The sequence below is a fragment of the Phaeodactylibacter xiamenensis genome (assembly GCF_000759025.1).
GTDB lineage: Bacteria > Bacteroidota > Bacteroidia > Chitinophagales > Saprospiraceae > Phaeodactylibacter > Phaeodactylibacter xiamenensis.
The window spans coordinates 98,834-114,577 of the sequence record NZ_JPOS01000002.1 but is presented as its reverse complement, the minus strand read 5'-3'; the positions used below and the strand labels follow the sequence as shown (position 1 = coordinate 114,577).

The 15,744-nt window shown below is 51.5% G+C and carries 11 protein-coding genes and 1 tRNA gene; 8 read left to right on the top strand and 4 right to left on the bottom strand.

What is annotated here, in order from left to right; genetic code table 11:
* Positions 1–13: 13 nt before the first annotated feature.
* On the bottom strand, positions 14–2,293 hold the full coding sequence (locus tag IX84_RS00465; RefSeq protein WP_160213595.1) for a PKD domain-containing protein: 2,280 nt from the start codon (positions 2,291–2,293) through the stop codon (positions 14–16).
* A 271-nt stretch (positions 2,294–2,564) separates the two neighbouring features.
* Here IX84_RS00465 and IX84_RS00460 point away from each other — a divergent pair, with 271 nt between their 5' ends.
* The 6 genes from IX84_RS00460 to ftsY all read left to right on the top strand — a co-directional run bounded on the left by IX84_RS00460 (position 2,565) and on the right by ftsY (position 5,283).
* Positions 2,565–3,164, top strand: coding sequence for an L-threonylcarbamoyladenylate synthase (locus IX84_RS00460; RefSeq protein ID WP_052515661.1), 600 nt, complete (start codon positions 2,565–2,567; stop codon positions 3,162–3,164).
* 192 nt (positions 3,165–3,356) lie between these two features.
* Positions 3,357–3,430: transfer RNA gene (locus tag IX84_RS00455), tRNA-Arg, on the top strand.
* Positions 3,431–3,525: 95 nt separating this feature from the next.
* Entirely contained in the window at positions 3,526–3,774 is a 249-nt protein-coding gene (gene rpmB, locus IX84_RS00450) for a 50S ribosomal protein L28 (protein WP_044215614.1), read from the top strand.
* 21 nt (positions 3,775–3,795) lie between these two features.
* On the top strand, positions 3,796–3,984 hold the full coding sequence (rpmG, locus tag IX84_RS00445) for a 50S ribosomal protein L33 (protein ID WP_044215612.1): 189 nt from the start codon (positions 3,796–3,798) through the stop codon (positions 3,982–3,984).
* Positions 3,985–4,056: 72 nt separating this feature from the next.
* A complete protein-coding gene (locus IX84_RS31965; RefSeq protein ID WP_072013634.1) occupies positions 4,057–4,233 on the top strand; it encodes a DUF4295 family protein in 177 nt (58 codons plus the stop codon).
* Positions 4,234–4,320: 87 nt separating this feature from the next.
* On the top strand, positions 4,321–5,283 hold the full coding sequence (ftsY, locus tag IX84_RS00440; protein WP_044215611.1) for a signal recognition particle-docking protein FtsY: 963 nt from the start codon (positions 4,321–4,323) through the stop codon (positions 5,281–5,283).
* A gap of 92 nt (positions 5,284–5,375) precedes the next feature.
* Here ftsY and IX84_RS00435 read toward each other — a convergent pair whose 3' ends face one another.
* The 3 genes from IX84_RS00435 to gltB all read right to left on the bottom strand — a co-directional run bounded on the left by IX84_RS00435 (position 5,376) and on the right by gltB (position 12,728).
* Positions 5,376–6,413: a fatty acid desaturase family protein gene (locus tag IX84_RS00435; protein WP_044215609.1), complete on the bottom strand. Its 1,038-nt coding sequence runs from the start codon at positions 6,411–6,413 to the stop codon at positions 5,376–5,378.
* A 265-nt stretch (positions 6,414–6,678) separates the two neighbouring features.
* A complete protein-coding gene (locus tag IX84_RS00430) occupies positions 6,679–8,145 on the bottom strand; it encodes a glutamate synthase subunit beta (RefSeq protein WP_044215608.1) in 1,467 nt (488 codons plus the stop codon).
* A gap of 32 nt (positions 8,146–8,177) precedes the next feature.
* Positions 8,178–12,728, bottom strand: a complete 4,551-nt coding sequence (gene gltB, locus IX84_RS00425) for a glutamate synthase large subunit (protein WP_044215606.1) — start codon at positions 12,726–12,728, stop codon at positions 8,178–8,180.
* A 516-nt stretch (positions 12,729–13,244) separates the two neighbouring features.
* Between gltB and IX84_RS00420 the strand changes: the two genes are divergently transcribed.
* Entirely contained in the window at positions 13,245–13,802 is a 558-nt protein-coding gene (locus tag IX84_RS00420) for an HD domain-containing protein (RefSeq protein WP_044215605.1), read from the top strand.
* A 10-nt stretch (positions 13,803–13,812) separates the two neighbouring features.
* The gene (locus IX84_RS00415; RefSeq protein WP_044215603.1) at positions 13,813–15,648 is read left to right on the top strand and encodes a pyruvate kinase; all 1,836 of its coding nucleotides are present in this window, start codon (positions 13,813–13,815) and stop codon (positions 15,646–15,648) included.
* Positions 15,649–15,744 lie beyond the last annotated feature (96 nt).

The following is a 15,744-nucleotide window of genomic DNA, read 5'->3' as shown; positions in this document are numbered from 1 at the left end:
CAACAGCCACCCTTTACCGGATAACGGTCACCGTGCCCTTTATCTCAACGGGCGCTCCACGGGGTGGGGTATAGGCCACCCTGGAAAAATAAACACCCTGAGGCACAGGTTGCCCCTGATTATTGAAACGCCCGTTCCAGCCTTGTAGCGGATCGTCCGTTGAAAATACGTTTTCGCCCCAGCGGTTCCAAATATTCAGCTCAAAGGATTTCATTCCGTCCGTAAATCCTTTGCCCTTATAGACATCGTTTAGCCCATCATCGTTGGGCGTAAAGGCATTGGGCAGGAAAAAAGTGGCCTTAGGCTGAATATCCACCACCTGAACAGCCGTATCCTGGCAACCCAGCGGATGGGTGACAATGAGCCGCACTTCCTGAAAACCGGTGTCCCGGAAAGCATGTATAGGGTTAGGCTCCTGAGCCGTGTATGGGTCTTCCAAATACCAAAACCACTGGTCAGCACCCTGGGATAAATCCGTAAAGGTGACTTCAGGGTTGAATACATCCGGATCCTGCGGGCTAAAAGTAAAGTTAGCAACAGGTGACGGGTCAATAACGATCAATTCCCTAAATACAGTATCTGTCACACAGCCAATCGGGGAGGTAATCTGCAGGCTGACATCATAGGTGCCTTCGGATTCAAAAATATTAGTAGGGCTAAGTTCAGTGGAAGTAACGCCGTCCCCAAAATCCCAGAAAGTTTCGTAATTCACGTTGACCGGCTCTGAGAGATTGTCAAAACTAATCTCCGCCGGCGCGCAACCATCAAATCGGTTAGGCGCCACTACAATCAGTGCTGGTACCGGAAAGTAACTGACCGGCTTGACAATCGAATCCTGACAGCCATTAATATCCGTAACGCGGAGTTTAACTTGCTGCAGCCCCGGATCCTGATACCGGTAGGTTGGATCAGGGTTAGATGAACCGCCGCCGTCCCCGAAGTTCCAGTTGTAGTTAGTGATTTCTGTTGTTGCAATGGTTGTATTCGTAAAAGCAACGGGCCCGGCTATGCAGGTGTCATAGGCGGCTGTGAACTCAGCTTCAATCTCGGGAAAGAGCTCAACGATAATACTGGCCGTGTCTCCACATTGTGAATTAGGGTTGAGTATTAGGCTGCCCCTGAAAGTGCCATACTCCGGAAACTGCAGGTCGGCATTCCAGGTCGTCACGGTAGTATCCTGCCCGTTGCCCAGATCAAACTTCCAGAAATAATCGTCTATAAAGCTCTCATCAAAACTTTGATTGACGATAAACACATCCCGGTCGGCACACTGACTGATATACAAGTCAGCCCCTACTGCATTATCTTCTGCAATATCTGCTTTGACCGTAGGCTCGCAGAAGGTTACATTAAACTGGAAATCGCGGCGTACCACACTGAGCAATTCTCCGTTGCGGAACTCACTTACGCAAACACCCACCACGAACTGGCCCTGCGCGTTCGGAGAGCCTGTGATCAGCCCGGAGTTGACGTTTATGTTGACATCAGTATTATTGCCCAAGGGTTGGGTAGGATTATAGAATGGACCTATAAAATTGACCGGATCATAGGGTGGGCGGGACTCCGGGTTGGGAGCCAGGCCGTTCATCGCGGTAGGCATATTGAAATTGAGCCCTCCGCCCAGGAATGGCGCACAGAACTCATACACCAGCTGATCGCCATCCGGGTCGGTAGCGGAATGGTCAAAATTGATGGGCTCATTGGCACAAATCACCGGGGGCGCAAAGTTGTTGAAGGTAGGGCTGCTGTTGCAAACCTGCTGCGCTGCAGGCGTCAGCTCCATGAAGTAGGTCGCGCCGGAATCGCCCGGAGCGAGGATGTTGGAAATCGTATTGTTACGGCAGCACCGCTGATAGGTAATGTAGTAGCTTTCGTCTATCACCGGCAGATCGAGCAACGGGAAAGTGTAAACCCCTTGCTCCACGCATACATTGGACGGGACGATTACACAAGGATTGCCCTCCTGAGGGTTCACCGTATTACGGGCAGGGTTAGGCAAAATCAATACGTTGTAGGGCTCCTCGTCGCTCTCCGTGTAAATGGTAACGGTGGCTGGAAAAGACCCACCCGGGGCGGAGTCAAAGTCTGCACCGCCACCCTGGCAGTCCCGGTAAATATTCATGTAAAACTGGTAAGTCCTGGTACCTGTTCCGGGGTCGCCATTGGTCCAGCCGAGGCACTCATAGGTGATTTCTCCACCAATGATATGAGCAGCCGAAAGTCGGTTGAAAAACAGACTGGCAAAAAAGATTGAAAAAAAACAGTAGTAGCGTAATAAGTCAGCTCCGGGCATCGTTTTCTGAATCATTTAGTAAAGCACAAAAGTATTTGCTTGCGTATCACAAAGGCAAGATACAGATAGTTTCGAAGTACAGGCTTTTTTGAAATACTATTTCGCCGGTTGGTAAAGCTATTGACAATCGACAACTCTCTTTTTAAATAGTGCTTTCTACGGCCTCCCAAAAACAGTACCCGCAGCGTCACTCGTATTGAAGCGCTGCAAGATTCAACCAAACTGTATGACATTGATTCATTTTTTAATTGGCATAAAACCACCATTAGGTATGATCACCTTTACTAATGGCAGAGCATCTGCCGGACAGCAGCAGGACTTCGGTCAGGCGCTGACGGTCCTCCGCGACGGCGGGTTGCTGCTCTACCCCACAGACACGGTATGGAGTGTCGGTTGTGATGCAACTGATCCCGAAGCCCTCCGCAGATTAAGGGCTATGAAATCCATTGATCAGCACGAATGCCTCGAGCTTCTGGTCGATTCCCCAAAAATGCTGAAGCAGTACATTGCGCACTTCCACCCGCGCATCGAAACGCTGCTGTCCTTCCACTTGCGACCGCTTACGGTGCGCTATGAGCGGGGGCGCAACCTGCCGCAGGAAGCCTTGGATCAGGAAGGGAGCATTGCCATCCGTATCGTACAGGACGAGTACTGTCAGTCTTTGATCCGCAAACTTGGCCGCCCGATTGTCGCACTGCCTGCGGATTTGAAGCCCGGCAGTTTCCCCGCCAATTTCGGTGCCATCAGCTCCGATATTATTGAACAAGTGGACTACATCGTTCATCACCGTAGAAACGATAAGTCTATTGCACAACCTTCGGTGATGGTACAGCTCGGCCACAAAGATGAGCTTGAATTCCTCAGGGAGTAGTCCCGGGAATTAAAGAAGCGCGTAAATGAAAGAATTTCAAAAAAGCTGGTAAAGGAATTTGCCGGCTTTTTCCATTCCTTTTGTATCTTTGCAGCCCACGCTGAAAGAAAAGCCTGGAAGCAGTAAAAAAGTAATTGCAAAGTTGCAGGTTTAAAAATCAAATCTTATCTTTGCAGCCGCTAACAATAAAATGGCTCTGTAGCTCAATTGGATAGAGCACTTGACTACGGATCAAGAGGTTTCAGGTTCGAATCCTGACAGAGTCACTATTTAATTCTAAAAGTCCTAGAATCACCTGAATAGCTCAATGTCCGAGCCTGAGTAGCCGAGCGTTGAGCTGTTTAGTTAAAAGGAATACGCGATGTCCAAAGTTTGTCAACTCACAGGTAAGCGCCCGGTAGCCGGCAATTCGGTTTCCTTCTCTAATAAGAAGACCAAGCGCCGTTTTCTGCCCAACCTGCACACCAAGCGTTTCTTCATTCCTGAAAAGGATGAGTGGATAACGCTCAAGGTTAGCGCCAGCGCAATGCGCACAATCGATAAAATAGGCATTTACGAGTTTATCAAGCGCCAGCAGAAGAAGGGGTTTGATGTAGGTGTCGAACTGTAAGACCATTAAATAGTTAGAACGATGGCTAAGAAAAGCAAAGGCAACCGCATTCAGGTAATCCTCGAGTGCACAGAGCATAAAAAGTCAGGACTGCCAGGTACTTCCCGCTATGTTACGGAGAAAAACCGTAAGAATACACCAGATCGCCTGGAACTCAAGAAGTTCAATCCCATCATGAAGCGCGTGACCCTGCACCGCGAGATCAAGTAAGCTTGCAAAACAGCAGTTTATCGCTTATTTTTGTGATGTTGACTTTACTTAATATTCTTAAAGCGAGGTATAATGGCTAAGAAAGTATCTAAGAACGCAAGGGTTGCACAGCGTGCAGCAAACGCAGGATCAGGCCGTGATCATGTCAAAGTGATTAAGAGCATCAAAGATCCTAAGACTGGTAAATATTCCTATAAAGAAGTGGTCATCCACAAGGATGCCGTTAAGGAGTTTTTCGCTAGCAAATAATTCACTTGTCTGACAGCAAGTAAACGTATACATCAAAGAGGCTTTTCTTCTGCAGGGAAAGCCTCTTTGCCTATTTATCAAACGCCTATGAGTTTCTTTAAAAAGTTTTTCAATAAAGAGAAAAAACAGGACCTGGATAAAGGGCTGGAGAAAACCAAAAGCAGCCTCTTCGGGCAGATAACCAAAGCCGTCGCTGGTAAGTCTACCGTAGATGAAGAAGTCCTGGATGAACTGGAATCTATCCTCATCGCCTCCGATGTCGGGCTGGATACCACGGTCAAAATCATCGACCGTATCGAAGAGCGGGTCCGCCGCGACAAGTACCTCAATACCTCAGAGCTCAACGAAATCCTGCGGGACGAAATCGTACAACTGCTGGCCGAGAACAATACGGTTGATATTGAAGACTACACCCTGCCTTCCGACAGCAAGCCGAGCATAATCCTCGTTGTTGGCGTAAACGGCGTAGGCAAGACCACCACAATCGGCAAACTGGCGCACCAATACCAGGCAAAGGGCAAAAAAGTAGTCCTCGGTGCAGGTGATACTTTCCGGGCTGCTGCCGTAGACCAACTCGAAATCTGGTCCAAACGGGTAGGCTGCGACTTCTTCAGCAAAGGCATGAATACAGATCCTGCTGCTGTAGCCTACGAAACTGTGCAGCACGCTATCCAAAACAACTGCGATGTGGCGATTATCGATACTGCCGGCCGCCTGCATACTAAGGTCAATCTGATGAAGGAGCTGTCCAAAATCCGCCGATCCGTAGCCAAAAGCCTCGACGGTGCTCCCCACGAAGTCCTTTTGGTGCTCGATGCCACCACCGGACAAAATGCCTTTGAGCAGGCCAAGCACTTCACCGATGCCACCGAAGTTTCCGCCCTGGCCCTCACCAAACTCGACGGGACAGCCAAAGGGGGCGTAGCCATCGGTATCTCTGATCAGTTCAAAGTGCCCATCAAATACATTGGAGTAGGAGAGGGGATCGAGCAGCTGCAAGTCTTCAACAAGCGGGCTTTTGTAGAGTCGCTCTTCGAGGGCGTCGTCTAAACGAACTGCTGAAAGGCATTAAAAAAGGGTTGTCCGGCGCGAAAAACTGCAGGACAACCCTTTTCTTTTTAAGCTATTCGTAAACAGCCTGCCTATCCCAGCGCGCCAGCCCGCTCCAGCCGGTAGTACTCCCGGAAAGAGATCATGCGCTCCTGCTGCTCGTCCCAAAGCTTGTTGAAGATGCAGGCCAGACTTTCCCTGAAGGTAATCGTCGTAACGTATTTTTGTAAAATAGGATTCTCCTTCGCGCACTTCGGCAGGTTGTAATTGGGGATAAGCGAGCTTAAGTGGTGAATATGGTGAAATCCAATATTTCCGGTCAACCAGTTAAAAACCTTTGGGAGTTTATAGTACGTACTGCCCCGGACTGCTGCGACCAGATAGTCCCACTCGTCTTTCCATTTCTTGTAGGTTTCCTCATGCTGATGTTGCACATAGAAAAACCAGAACGCAATCGTGCCAAAGAAAATCACAATTGGCACCTGTACCCAAAGAAACTCCCATCCCAACAGATAAATCAAACCAGCATATACCAACCCGATCCAAAAGTTGTTGAGGAAAAGCGCCACATAGGCACTGCGCACCATCGGCACCTTGATCGTAGGCCAGCGCATCGGGCCGCTCAAATAGACGATAGGGGTGACAATAAACAAGACCACCGGCGTGCGGAACAACCGGTATTTGAAACGTCCCCATTTACTCAGGTTTCGGTATTCCTCCACCGTCAGGAAAGGGACATCACCGATATCGCGGGGCTCCTCCTCCAATTGCCCGGAGTGCCCGTGGTGGTAATTGTGGATTTTTGACCAGTACTTGTAAGGTATCGTACTGAAAAAGCTGCAAACACTGCCAATGACATTATTCCAGCCTTTTGATTCGAGAAAGGAGTGGTGCCCGCAATCGTGCTGAATAATAAAAATCCGGGCAAGGAGAAAACCGTTAATCAGGCCCAGTCCCAAAGTAATCCAGTAAGACCACTCCAGGCTGAAATACATCAGTACCCACAGCGCCAGAAATGGGCCAAAGGTGTTGATCACCTGCCACCAGGCCCGCTTGCGGTCGGGCTGCTGATAACGCTTGATAATTTTCTTCCAGTCTTTTAGTTGTTGCTTGATTTCCTGCTCTGACATTCCTAATGTTCCTTGTTTGTTCCTTTCCTGCCTTGGGCTAAGACCGTATTGGGATTTTGGTCTTCTAGTCGAAAACCAAAGTCCCAACACGGTCTTAGTATTATATGCAGCCCAAACCAGGGTGAGGTTAAAGTCATAAAAATAATACAACCTCCAAAATACAGGAATGATTTGTTTTTGCAGCAGAGTTGCACCGAAGTTTTTTATTCTTTACTTCGGTCTGACAGGTATCTACCAATACAAAATGAGTTGTCCTAAGCCAAGGCTACCCCTCCGCCATTAAAAAACCCTTGTCCCGCGCCTCCAGGTTGGATCGGCCCATTAGGAACTGATCCACACTACGGGCGGCTTCCCGGCCTTCTGCAATGGCCCAAACCACCAGCGATTGCCCCCGGCGCATATCCCCGGCCACAAATACTTTTTCCAGATTCGTACGGTAGTCTTCATCGCGGACATTACCACGCTCGTCGACCTCGACACCTAGTTTTTCGAGCATGCCGCGATACTGAGGGTTCAGGAAGCCGATAGCCAGCAACGCCAGGTCACAGGGGATTTCCTGCTCGGTGCCTTCCACTTCCTGAAAGCCATACTTCCCGGTCTTATTACTTTTCGCCCACTCAATCTGCACCAATTTCAGCCCGGTAACTTTACCATTTTCCCCGGTAAAAGCTTTGGTCAGCAGCGACCATTGGCGTTCGCAGCCTTCCTCATGACTGGTGGAGGTGCGTAAAACCACCGGCCAGTTGGGCCACGTCAGGGGATCCCGGTCGTTAGGTGGGCGGTCCATCAGCTCGATTTGGGTAACCGATTTGGCGCCATGCCGGTTGGACGTTCCCACACAATCCGAGCCGGTATCGCCACCGCCAATCACTACTACGTGTTTGTCCTTAGCGGTAATGGTTTCCACGTCCGGGATGGCATCTCCGGCTACCCTGCGGTTGTTCTGTTCCAGAAAGTCCATGGCAAAGTGCACGCCTTCCAGCTCTCTGCCTTCAATATTCAGGTTGCGGGGGACTGTGGAGCCGCCGCACAACAGCACCGCATCGTATTGGTCCATCAGTTCCTGCGGGTCTACATTCCCACCAACATTAGCATTGGTGCGGAACCGGATGCCTTCCGCTTCCATGAGGGCTACCCGCCGCTCTACGACGAATTTCTCCAGTTTGAAATCGGGAATACCGTAGCGCAGTAGCCCGCCAATGCGGTCGTTGCGTTCGAACACCGTAACCAAATGCCCCACTTTGTTCAGCTGAGCCGCAGCAGCCAGCCCCGCCGGCCCCGAGCCTACTATGGCTACTTTTTTTCCTGTTCTTAATGTAGGCGGCTGCGGGCGAACATACCCTTTCTCAAACGCCACTTCCGCAATGGATTTCTCAATGTGCTCAATGGCTACCGGTGGCTGATTGATGCCCAGCACACAGGCGGTCTCACAGGGAGCGGGGCATATGCGGCCCGTGAATTCCGGGAAGTTATTGGTGCTGCTCAGGATTTCATATGCCAGTTGCCAGTCCTCTTCGTATACGGCATCATTGAACTCCGGGATGATATTGCCCAGGGGGCAGCCATTATGGCAAAACGGAACGCCGCAGTCCATACAGCGGGCCGCCTGTTTAACGGTTTTCTCTTCCCCAAAGTCTTCGTACAATTCCTTGTAGTCTTTGATGCGTTCCTGTGGGTCTCGTGTATTGGGGAGCTCCCGGGTATATTTCAAAAATCCTTTAGGATCTGCCATGTTTTAACTGCTTTTTCAACTCAAAAATCAACTTACACTGCCTTTTTGTCTGCTACTGCCGTTGTGTTCGCAGCGGCTTCAGCAGCGGCTTTCCGGGCTTCGAGTACCCGTTTGTAATCTCGTGGCATGACCTTAGTGAACTGTTGCTGTGCCAATTCCCAGTCTGCCAGTAGGGTGGCTGCCCGGGTACTGCCCGTCAGCTTATGGTGTTTGGTAATCAGGGCATGCAGGCGGGAGACGTCCTCTGCCTCCATAGGATCGAGATCAATCATGCCTCGGTTTACACGCTGTTCGAAGTGGCCATCCGGATTATAGATATAGGCGATACCTCCGCTCATACCGGCTGCGAAGTTTTTGCCGGTATCGCCCAGCACGACTACAATGCCCCCGGTCATATACTCGCACCCGTGGTCACCGATGCCTTCCACTACAGTTTTTACGCCGGAGTTGCGTACCGCAAACCGCTCGCCCGCCATACCATTTATATAGGCTTCTCCGGACGTAGCGCCGTAGAAAGCTACGTTGCCGATGATGATGTTGTCACTTGCTGTGAATTTCGCATCCCGGTCGGGCACGGCAATCAGCTGCGCCCCGGAAAGGCCTTTCCCAAAGTAGTCATTCGCTTCGCCCTCCAGGCGGAAACTCAGCCCCGGTGCTCCGAATGCTGCAAAGCTTTGCCCGGCTGAGCCCCGGAAGTGGAACTGTATGGTACCCTCCGGCAGGCCTTTGCCGCCGTGGCGCTTACTGATCTCGTTGGAAAGCATAGTCCCGGTGGCCCGGTCGGTATTGCGTATATCAAAGCTGGCTTCCACCCGGTTGCCCTGATTGATGGCAGCCTGTGCGGTGGCCATCAACCGCCGGTCCAGTACATGAGCAATACCGTGATCCTGCTCTACAGCTTTGTGCTGACCAACGTTTTCATCTGCCGGTTCTTTATAGAGAATCGGGCTGAGGTCCAGCCCACGGTATTTCCAGTAGGTGGGTTTATTCTTCGCCTTTAGCATTTCCACCTTGCCGACCATCTCGTCGAGCGTGCGGAAGCCCAGGCTCGCCATAATTTCCCGCAGGTCTTCAGCGAGGAAGCGGAAGAAGTTAATCACGTGTTCCGGCTTACCGGTAAAGCGTTTCCGGAGCTCCGGGTCCTGTGTGGCAATGCCTACGGGGCAGGTGTTCATGTGGCATTTGCGCATCATGATACAACCTTCGACCACAAGGGCTGCGGTGGCTACGCCCCATTCTTCCGCACCCAAAAGGGTGGCAATGGCGAGGTCGCGGCCGGTCCGCATCTGCCCGTCCGTCTGAAGGGTCACCCGGTCGCGTAGCTTGTTCTTTACGAGAGTCTGATGCGTTTCCGCCAGCCCCAGCTCCCAGGGCAGGCCGGCGTGCCGTATGGACGTCAGCGGAGAGGCACCGGTGCCGCCATCGTGGCCGGAAATGAGGATGGCATCTGCATGGGCTTTAGCCACTCCGGAGGCAATGATCCCAACCCCGGCTTTGGAAACCAGTTTTACATTGATCCGGGCCTTTCGGTTGGCATTCTTCAGGTCAAAAATGAGCTGTGCCAAATCCTCAATCGAATAGATATCGTGGTGTGGTGGTGGCGAGATTAATCCCACGCCCGGCGTGGAATGCCGTACGCGTCCAATCCAGTCGTCCACCTTATGTCCGGGCAACTGTCCGCCTTCTCCTGGCTTAGCCCCCTGAGCCATCTTAATCTGTAGCTCATCGGCGTTGGTCAGGTAGTGGCTCGTCACGCCAAACCGGCCCGAGGCCACCTGCTTGATGGCGGAACGTTCCCAGTCGCCATTTTCTTTACGCTCAAAACGGACCTCGTCTTCCCCGCCTTCCCCACTATTGCTCTTAGCGCCAATCCGATTCATTGCAACGGCCAGCGTAGCGTGGGCTTCATGGGAAATAGAACCAAAGGACATCGCGCCCGTTGCAAAGCGGGTCATGATGGATTCCGCGGGCTCCACTTCTTTAAGTGGGACTTTCTCCCCCCGGCGGAAAGTGAGCAGGCCCCGCAAGGTCAACGCCTGCTCCGCTTGGTCATCTATGAGCCTGGCGTATTTTTTATACGTTTTATAGTCCCCGGTACGGGTAGCAAACTGCAGCAGATGAATAGCCTGAGGACTAAACAGGTGTGCTTCTCCACGGCGCTTCCATTGGTATACCCCACCCACTTCCAATCTTGGGTTTTGACCACCGTTTTCCGGAAATGCCATACGGTGCCTGACCATGGCTTCTTCCGCAATACCATCGAAGCCTATGCCCTGAATCCGGGAAATTGAACCCCGGAAGCATTTCTCGACTACTTCTTTATTTAGTCCAAGGACCTCGAAGATTTGTGCTCCCTGATAAGATTGGAGGGTGGAAATGCCAATCTTAGACATGATTTTTAGCAATCCTTTACCAATAGCCTTATTATAGGTATTGATAACCTCGTCCAGCGTCTTGCCGTCCTCAAATACCCCTTTGCCATACAGCTGAGCAATAGAGGCATAGGCCATATATGGATTGATCGCACTGGCCCCGTACCCAATGAGCGTGGCGTAGTGATGCGCCTCACGAACGTCTCCGGCTTCCACTACAATGGAAGTGAGGCTGCGCAGCCCTTTCTGAATCAGATGATGGTGCACAGCACCTACAGCCAGGAGGGACGGGATTGGAGCCTGATAAGGGCCCGCATTCCGGTCAGACAGGATCAGGATATTGGAGCCGTTGCGGACCAGGTCTTCGGCTACCCCGCATACATGGTCGATAGCAGCCTGAAGGAGGCCTTCCTGCTTACCAGCTTTAAATACGATGTCAATTACGCCAGACTTGAAGTCAGGGTGGTTGATGTATTTGACTTTGCTCAGGTCTTCATTGGTCAGCAGAGGGGAATCAAGGTGGATGAACTTAGCCCGGTCTGCATTAATATCCAGAATATTGCTGCTGCCGCCCAGCATCGCATACAGTGACATGACCGAGCGCTCGCGGATGGGATCAATCGGCGGGTTGGTCACTTGTGCAAAGAGTTGCTTGAAGTAATTGGCCAGGTGTTGCGACTGCTTAGACAAAACAGCAAGGGGCGTATCAGCGCCCATTGAGCCCAGTGGGTCTTTGCCTGCCTTAATCATCGGCCCGATGACCACCTTGAGGTCTTCCTTCGTAAATCCATGCATCTGCTGATTGCGCAGCAGCGTATTCTGGTCAAATTCCACTTTGGCAGGCTGTTGAACCGGGAGGTCTTTAAGGCTCACCCGGTTTTGGTCCAGCCATTCCCGATAGGGCAGGCGCTGGCAAATCACATCTTTTAACTCCGTATCCCCAATAACACGGTGCTCGTCCAGGTCCGCAATGAGGATTTTGCCAGGCTGAAGCCGGCCCTTGGTCACCACCTTGCTCTGATCTACCGGCAGCGCCCCTGCTTCAGAGGCTACAATAAGCACATTATCTTCGGTCAGGCAATAGCGCGAAGGGCGCAGCCCGTTCCGGTCGAGTGTGGCACCCAGCAGAATCCCATCGGTAAAGCAGATGGAAGCCGGGCCATCCCAGGGCTCCATGATGGTCCGGTTGTATTCGTAAAAGGCCCGCTTGTAGTCCTCCATTTGCTCGTCGTGCTGCCAGGCTTCAGGGATCATCAGCATCAGCGCATGGGGCAGCGACATACCGCCCAGGACCAAAAACTCCAGTACGTTGTCAAAGTTGGCAGAATCGGAAAGGCTCTCTCCGCAAATAGGCTTTAGCTTTTCCAGTTCTTCCTCTGTGAACAGGGTGGATTTGAGCAGCCCTTCCTTAGAGGCCCACCAGTTGAGGTTGCCCATGATGGTGTTAATCTCTCCGTTGTGCGCGATGTACCGGAAAGGTTGCGCCAACTTCCACTTGGGGACTGTATTGGTGGAAAAACGGCTGTGGATGAGTGCAATAGCAGATTCACACAATTCATCGTGCAAATCAGGGAAATAAGGTCGGAGCTGATAAGTGGTCAGCTGTCCTTTGTAAACCACCGTCTTGTAAGAAAAAGAAGCCAGGTAAAACTGATCTTTAGACTGTGGGTAAGTATTGTGAATGGTATGGGTGGAGAACTTACGCAGTACATAAAGCCTGCGCTCCAGGGCTTTGCGCTCCATAGGGGTTTTGGGTGCCACAAAAACCTGCTCCATGCGAGGCTCCACCGAGACCGCTGACTCGCCCAGTTCCTCGTGGTCGGTAGGTATTTTACGATATCCAAGCAGGTCAAAGCCCAGCTCATCGATATAGTCATCAAAAAGGACCCGGCACTGTCTGCGCAGGTTGCGGTCGGCCGGAAAGAAGACCACGCCCACGCCATATTTGCCAAATTCGGGCAGTTCAAATCCCTGCTCCTTACATTTCTTGGCGAAAAATGCGTGTGGCGTCTGAATCAGAATGCCCGCACCATCGCCTGTATTCGGCTCGCAGCCACAGGCGCCCCGGTGCTCCATATTGGTGAGCATGGTCAGGGCATCTTCGATGACTTTATGTGATTTAATCCCATTCAGGTTGGCGATCAATCCGGTACCGCAAGAATCTTTTTCGAGTTCCGGGACATATAGCCCTTTTTGCTGAGGTTCACTCATACGATCAATTGTAAGCGTCAGAAAATAGAGCTGAAATGTGTGGCCACCTCAGCCGGGTCTTGTAAATTCGGAAAGCCAGGTAAGTTTGTAACCGGAGCCAATGGATTTAGCTCTTCCCTGGCTACGTTTTGGTTTGGTTGGCTTGGTAGGGTACAGTCTGTTTTACTAGTTGGTTTTCTTAAGGGGTTCTCGACTGTCAGCTTCCGAAGATACGGAAAGGGAATAGTGTATTCCTAATATAAAGCCATTAATAGAACGGGATAGCCATTGAAAAAGTTGAAGTAAATACGATTTCAAAATGATGATTTGGTAAGGAAGCCCGCCTTTTGTTAAAGGATGTCAATTCGGTCTTTCGGGATCAGATTTGGCTTAGGGTTGTTTTTTAAAATAAAATAAGGTCATGCCGGTCTTATTAAAACTTGATTTTGTAGTGACATAAGTCATGCCTGCGGTTTAATTCTGATCTTCTCTATTCCCGGATAATCCTGCTATCTTAACCAGTCAAAAGCAATAAGTATGTTCGCACTTGCGCTTCCGGAACTTTTAGAGGCCTTGCAATTTGCCGCCATAAAACATCAGTACGACCGCCGCGGAGGCTATAGCCGCCTGCCTTACATTAACCACCTGATTAAAGTGACTAATGGGTTGGTGAACCGCTGTGGGTTTACAGAAGATACGCTGCTGCTTGCCGCGGTGCTTCATGATATCGTGGAAGATACCGACGTGACGGGGGAGGAACTGGCCGAACGTTTTGGCCATGAAGTTGCTGCCATCGTCCTTGAGCTCACCGATGACATGAGCTTGTCCTATGAGGTACGTAAACAACGGCAGCTGGAAACCGCTGCTCAGCTGAGCCGTGGCGCCCGGGTCATCCGCCTTGCGGATAAAGCTTCCAACATCGAAGATATTTTTTCTTATCCGCTCGACTGGTCTTTAGACAAAAAAGAGGCTTACCTAAAGAACTCGGAGCAAATTGCTGCGATTATTAAAGGGGAGCACCCACGATTGGACCAGTGGTTTGACCAAACAGCAAAATGGGCCGCTCAGGAATTAGAAAAACAGCGTCAGCAATAAATCCATCCTCATGCTTCAAGATCAACCTAATATCCAATCCATGCTAGAGCAGGTGGAAACCATCGAGCGGGCTGCCCAATCCAAAGAGCTGGAGTACGCTGAGGTGCTGAGCCGCATCCACCCTAACCTGCTGGCTTCCGCCAAAAACCTGATTCATTACCGCACCTTGCGGAGTTTTGATATCCGGGAGCTGCAAAAGCAACTTGGACGCATGGGGCTTTCCCGTCTGGCTAAAGCCGAAGGGCACACCATGGCCAGCCTCTCGGTAACCGCCACCATACTCCGTGCATTGCTCCTGGGCGAATTCGTGGAAAAGGAACGTGTCAATCTCACGATCACCAAGGCGCAGGAAATTGTGCGTACCCATACCCGGAAGCTTTTGGGCTACCGCACCGAAGGGCGGCGTACCCGCATTATGGTAACCTTACCCGGTGAGGCTGCCGAACAGCCGGAGCTGGTCTTTGAGATGGTACAGAAAGGCATGAACTGTGCCCGGATCAACTGCGCCCACGACGGGCCCGAAGCCTGGAAGAAGATGATTGCGAATGTACGCACGGCCTCCCGCGCGCTTGGCGTCCACTGTCAGGTTGCTATGGACCTCGCAGGCCCCAAAATCCGCACCGGTGAATTGCAACCCGGCCTTAAGGTGCGCCGCTTTAAAACCCCTAAGGATAGCCTTGGCCGGGTCAAGCAACCGGTGGAAGTATGGATCGCCCCGGCTCCGCACCCCACCAAGCCTTATCCGCACCTGCCGCTGTCTTCCGTAGAGCTCAAGAAAATGAAACCTGGCGACAAACTGTACTGCCGGGATACCCGCCATAAGAAGCGTCAGTTTAGGGTTACGAAGGTCCTCGATGACGGCTGTCTTGCCGAAGCCTACCGTACCGTTTATCTGGGGGAGGGCAGTCAGCTCTTTACCGATAAGAAACTTAAATCACGTCCGCTGACCGTAGGTGTGCTGCCGCCATTGGAAGCCCCCATTTTGCTGACCACGGGCGACATCCTGCGCATTCACCGTTCCAACGAGTTGGGGGAGTCTGCCAAATACGATGACAATGGGCAGCTCATAGATGTCGCCCACATCTCCTGTACTTCTGAGGAGGTTTTCGAGCAGGTGAAAGTTGGTGAACCTATACTTTTCGACGATGGACAGATCGAAGGCGTTATCCGCAAAGTAAAAGACGGAGAATTGTACGTCGAAATCCTCCACACCAAAGAAGGCGGCGGCAAACTCCGGGCCGATAAGGGCATCAATTTTCCCGACAGCAATTTAAGCATCCGTGGCCTGACCACAAAAGACCGCAAAGACCTGCCCTTCGTAGCCGAACACGCAGATGTGGTCAACTTATCTTTTGTCAACAGCCCCCAAGACGTGCGCGATTTGATTGACGAGCTCAGCCAACTCGGTGCAGCCAACCGCATTGGTGTCATCCTGAAAATCGAAACCCAGGCCGGCTTTGACAACCTCGTTGACATCTTGTTAGAAGGCATGGCCGTTTACCCCATCGGGGTGATGATTGCCCGGGGAGACCTGGCCATCGAGGCCGGCTGGGACCAAATCGGCCGGGTACAGGAAGAGATTATGTCGCTCTGCCAGGCGGCCCACCTGCCAGACATTTGGGCTACACAGGTACTGGAAAACCTCGCCAAGAAAGGCATCCCCAGCCGGGCTGAAATAACGGATGCCGTAATGGCACAGCGGGCAGAATGCGTCATGCTCAACAAAGGCGCCTATATCACTCAGGCGATCGGCCTGCTGGATTCCATTCTCCGCAGTATGGGGCCGTACCAGGAAAAGAATGCACCCATGCTCCCTGCTATGGAAGGGGCGAAGCGGCGGAAGTGAACTGATAATTCTGGTGGCGAATCAAGTCTAAAGCTTAGGAATATCAGCAGCACCTTTTGAGTTTTCTCTTTATTGGAGCCTATCTGGCCGAACATT

What these genes read in the sequence shown, in the direction of transcription:
- IX84_RS00460 (WP_052515661.1), top strand. Translation starts at nt 2,565, where the DNA reads ATGATCACCTTTACTAATGGCAGAGCATCTGCCGGACAGCAGCAGGAC.
- IX84_RS00430 (WP_044215608.1), bottom strand. Translation starts at nt 8,145, where the DNA reads ATGGCAGATCCTAAAGGATTTTTGAAATATACCCGGGAGCTCCCCAAT.
- IX84_RS31965 (WP_072013634.1), top strand. Translation starts at nt 4,057, where the DNA reads ATGGCTAAGAAAGTATCTAAGAACGCAAGGGTTGCACAGCGTGCAGCA.
- IX84_RS00415 (WP_044215603.1), top strand. Translation starts at nt 13,813, where the DNA reads ATGCTTCAAGATCAACCTAATATCCAATCCATGCTAGAGCAGGTGGAA.
- ftsY (WP_044215611.1), top strand. Translation starts at nt 4,321, where the DNA reads ATGAGTTTCTTTAAAAAGTTTTTCAATAAAGAGAAAAAACAGGACCTG.
- IX84_RS00420 (WP_044215605.1), top strand. Translation starts at nt 13,245, where the DNA reads ATGTTCGCACTTGCGCTTCCGGAACTTTTAGAGGCCTTGCAATTTGCC.
- gltB (WP_044215606.1), bottom strand. Translation starts at nt 12,728, where the DNA reads ATGAGTGAACCTCAGCAAAAAGGGCTATATGTCCCGGAACTCGAAAAA.
- IX84_RS00435 (WP_044215609.1), bottom strand. Translation starts at nt 6,413, where the DNA reads ATGTCAGAGCAGGAAATCAAGCAACAACTAAAAGACTGGAAGAAAATT.
- rpmB (WP_044215614.1), top strand. Translation starts at nt 3,526, where the DNA reads ATGTCCAAAGTTTGTCAACTCACAGGTAAGCGCCCGGTAGCCGGCAAT.
- IX84_RS00465 (WP_160213595.1), bottom strand. Translation starts at nt 2,293, where the DNA reads ATGCCCGGAGCTGACTTATTACGCTACTACTGTTTTTTTTCAATCTTT.
- rpmG (WP_044215612.1), top strand. Translation starts at nt 3,796, where the DNA reads ATGGCTAAGAAAAGCAAAGGCAACCGCATTCAGGTAATCCTCGAGTGC.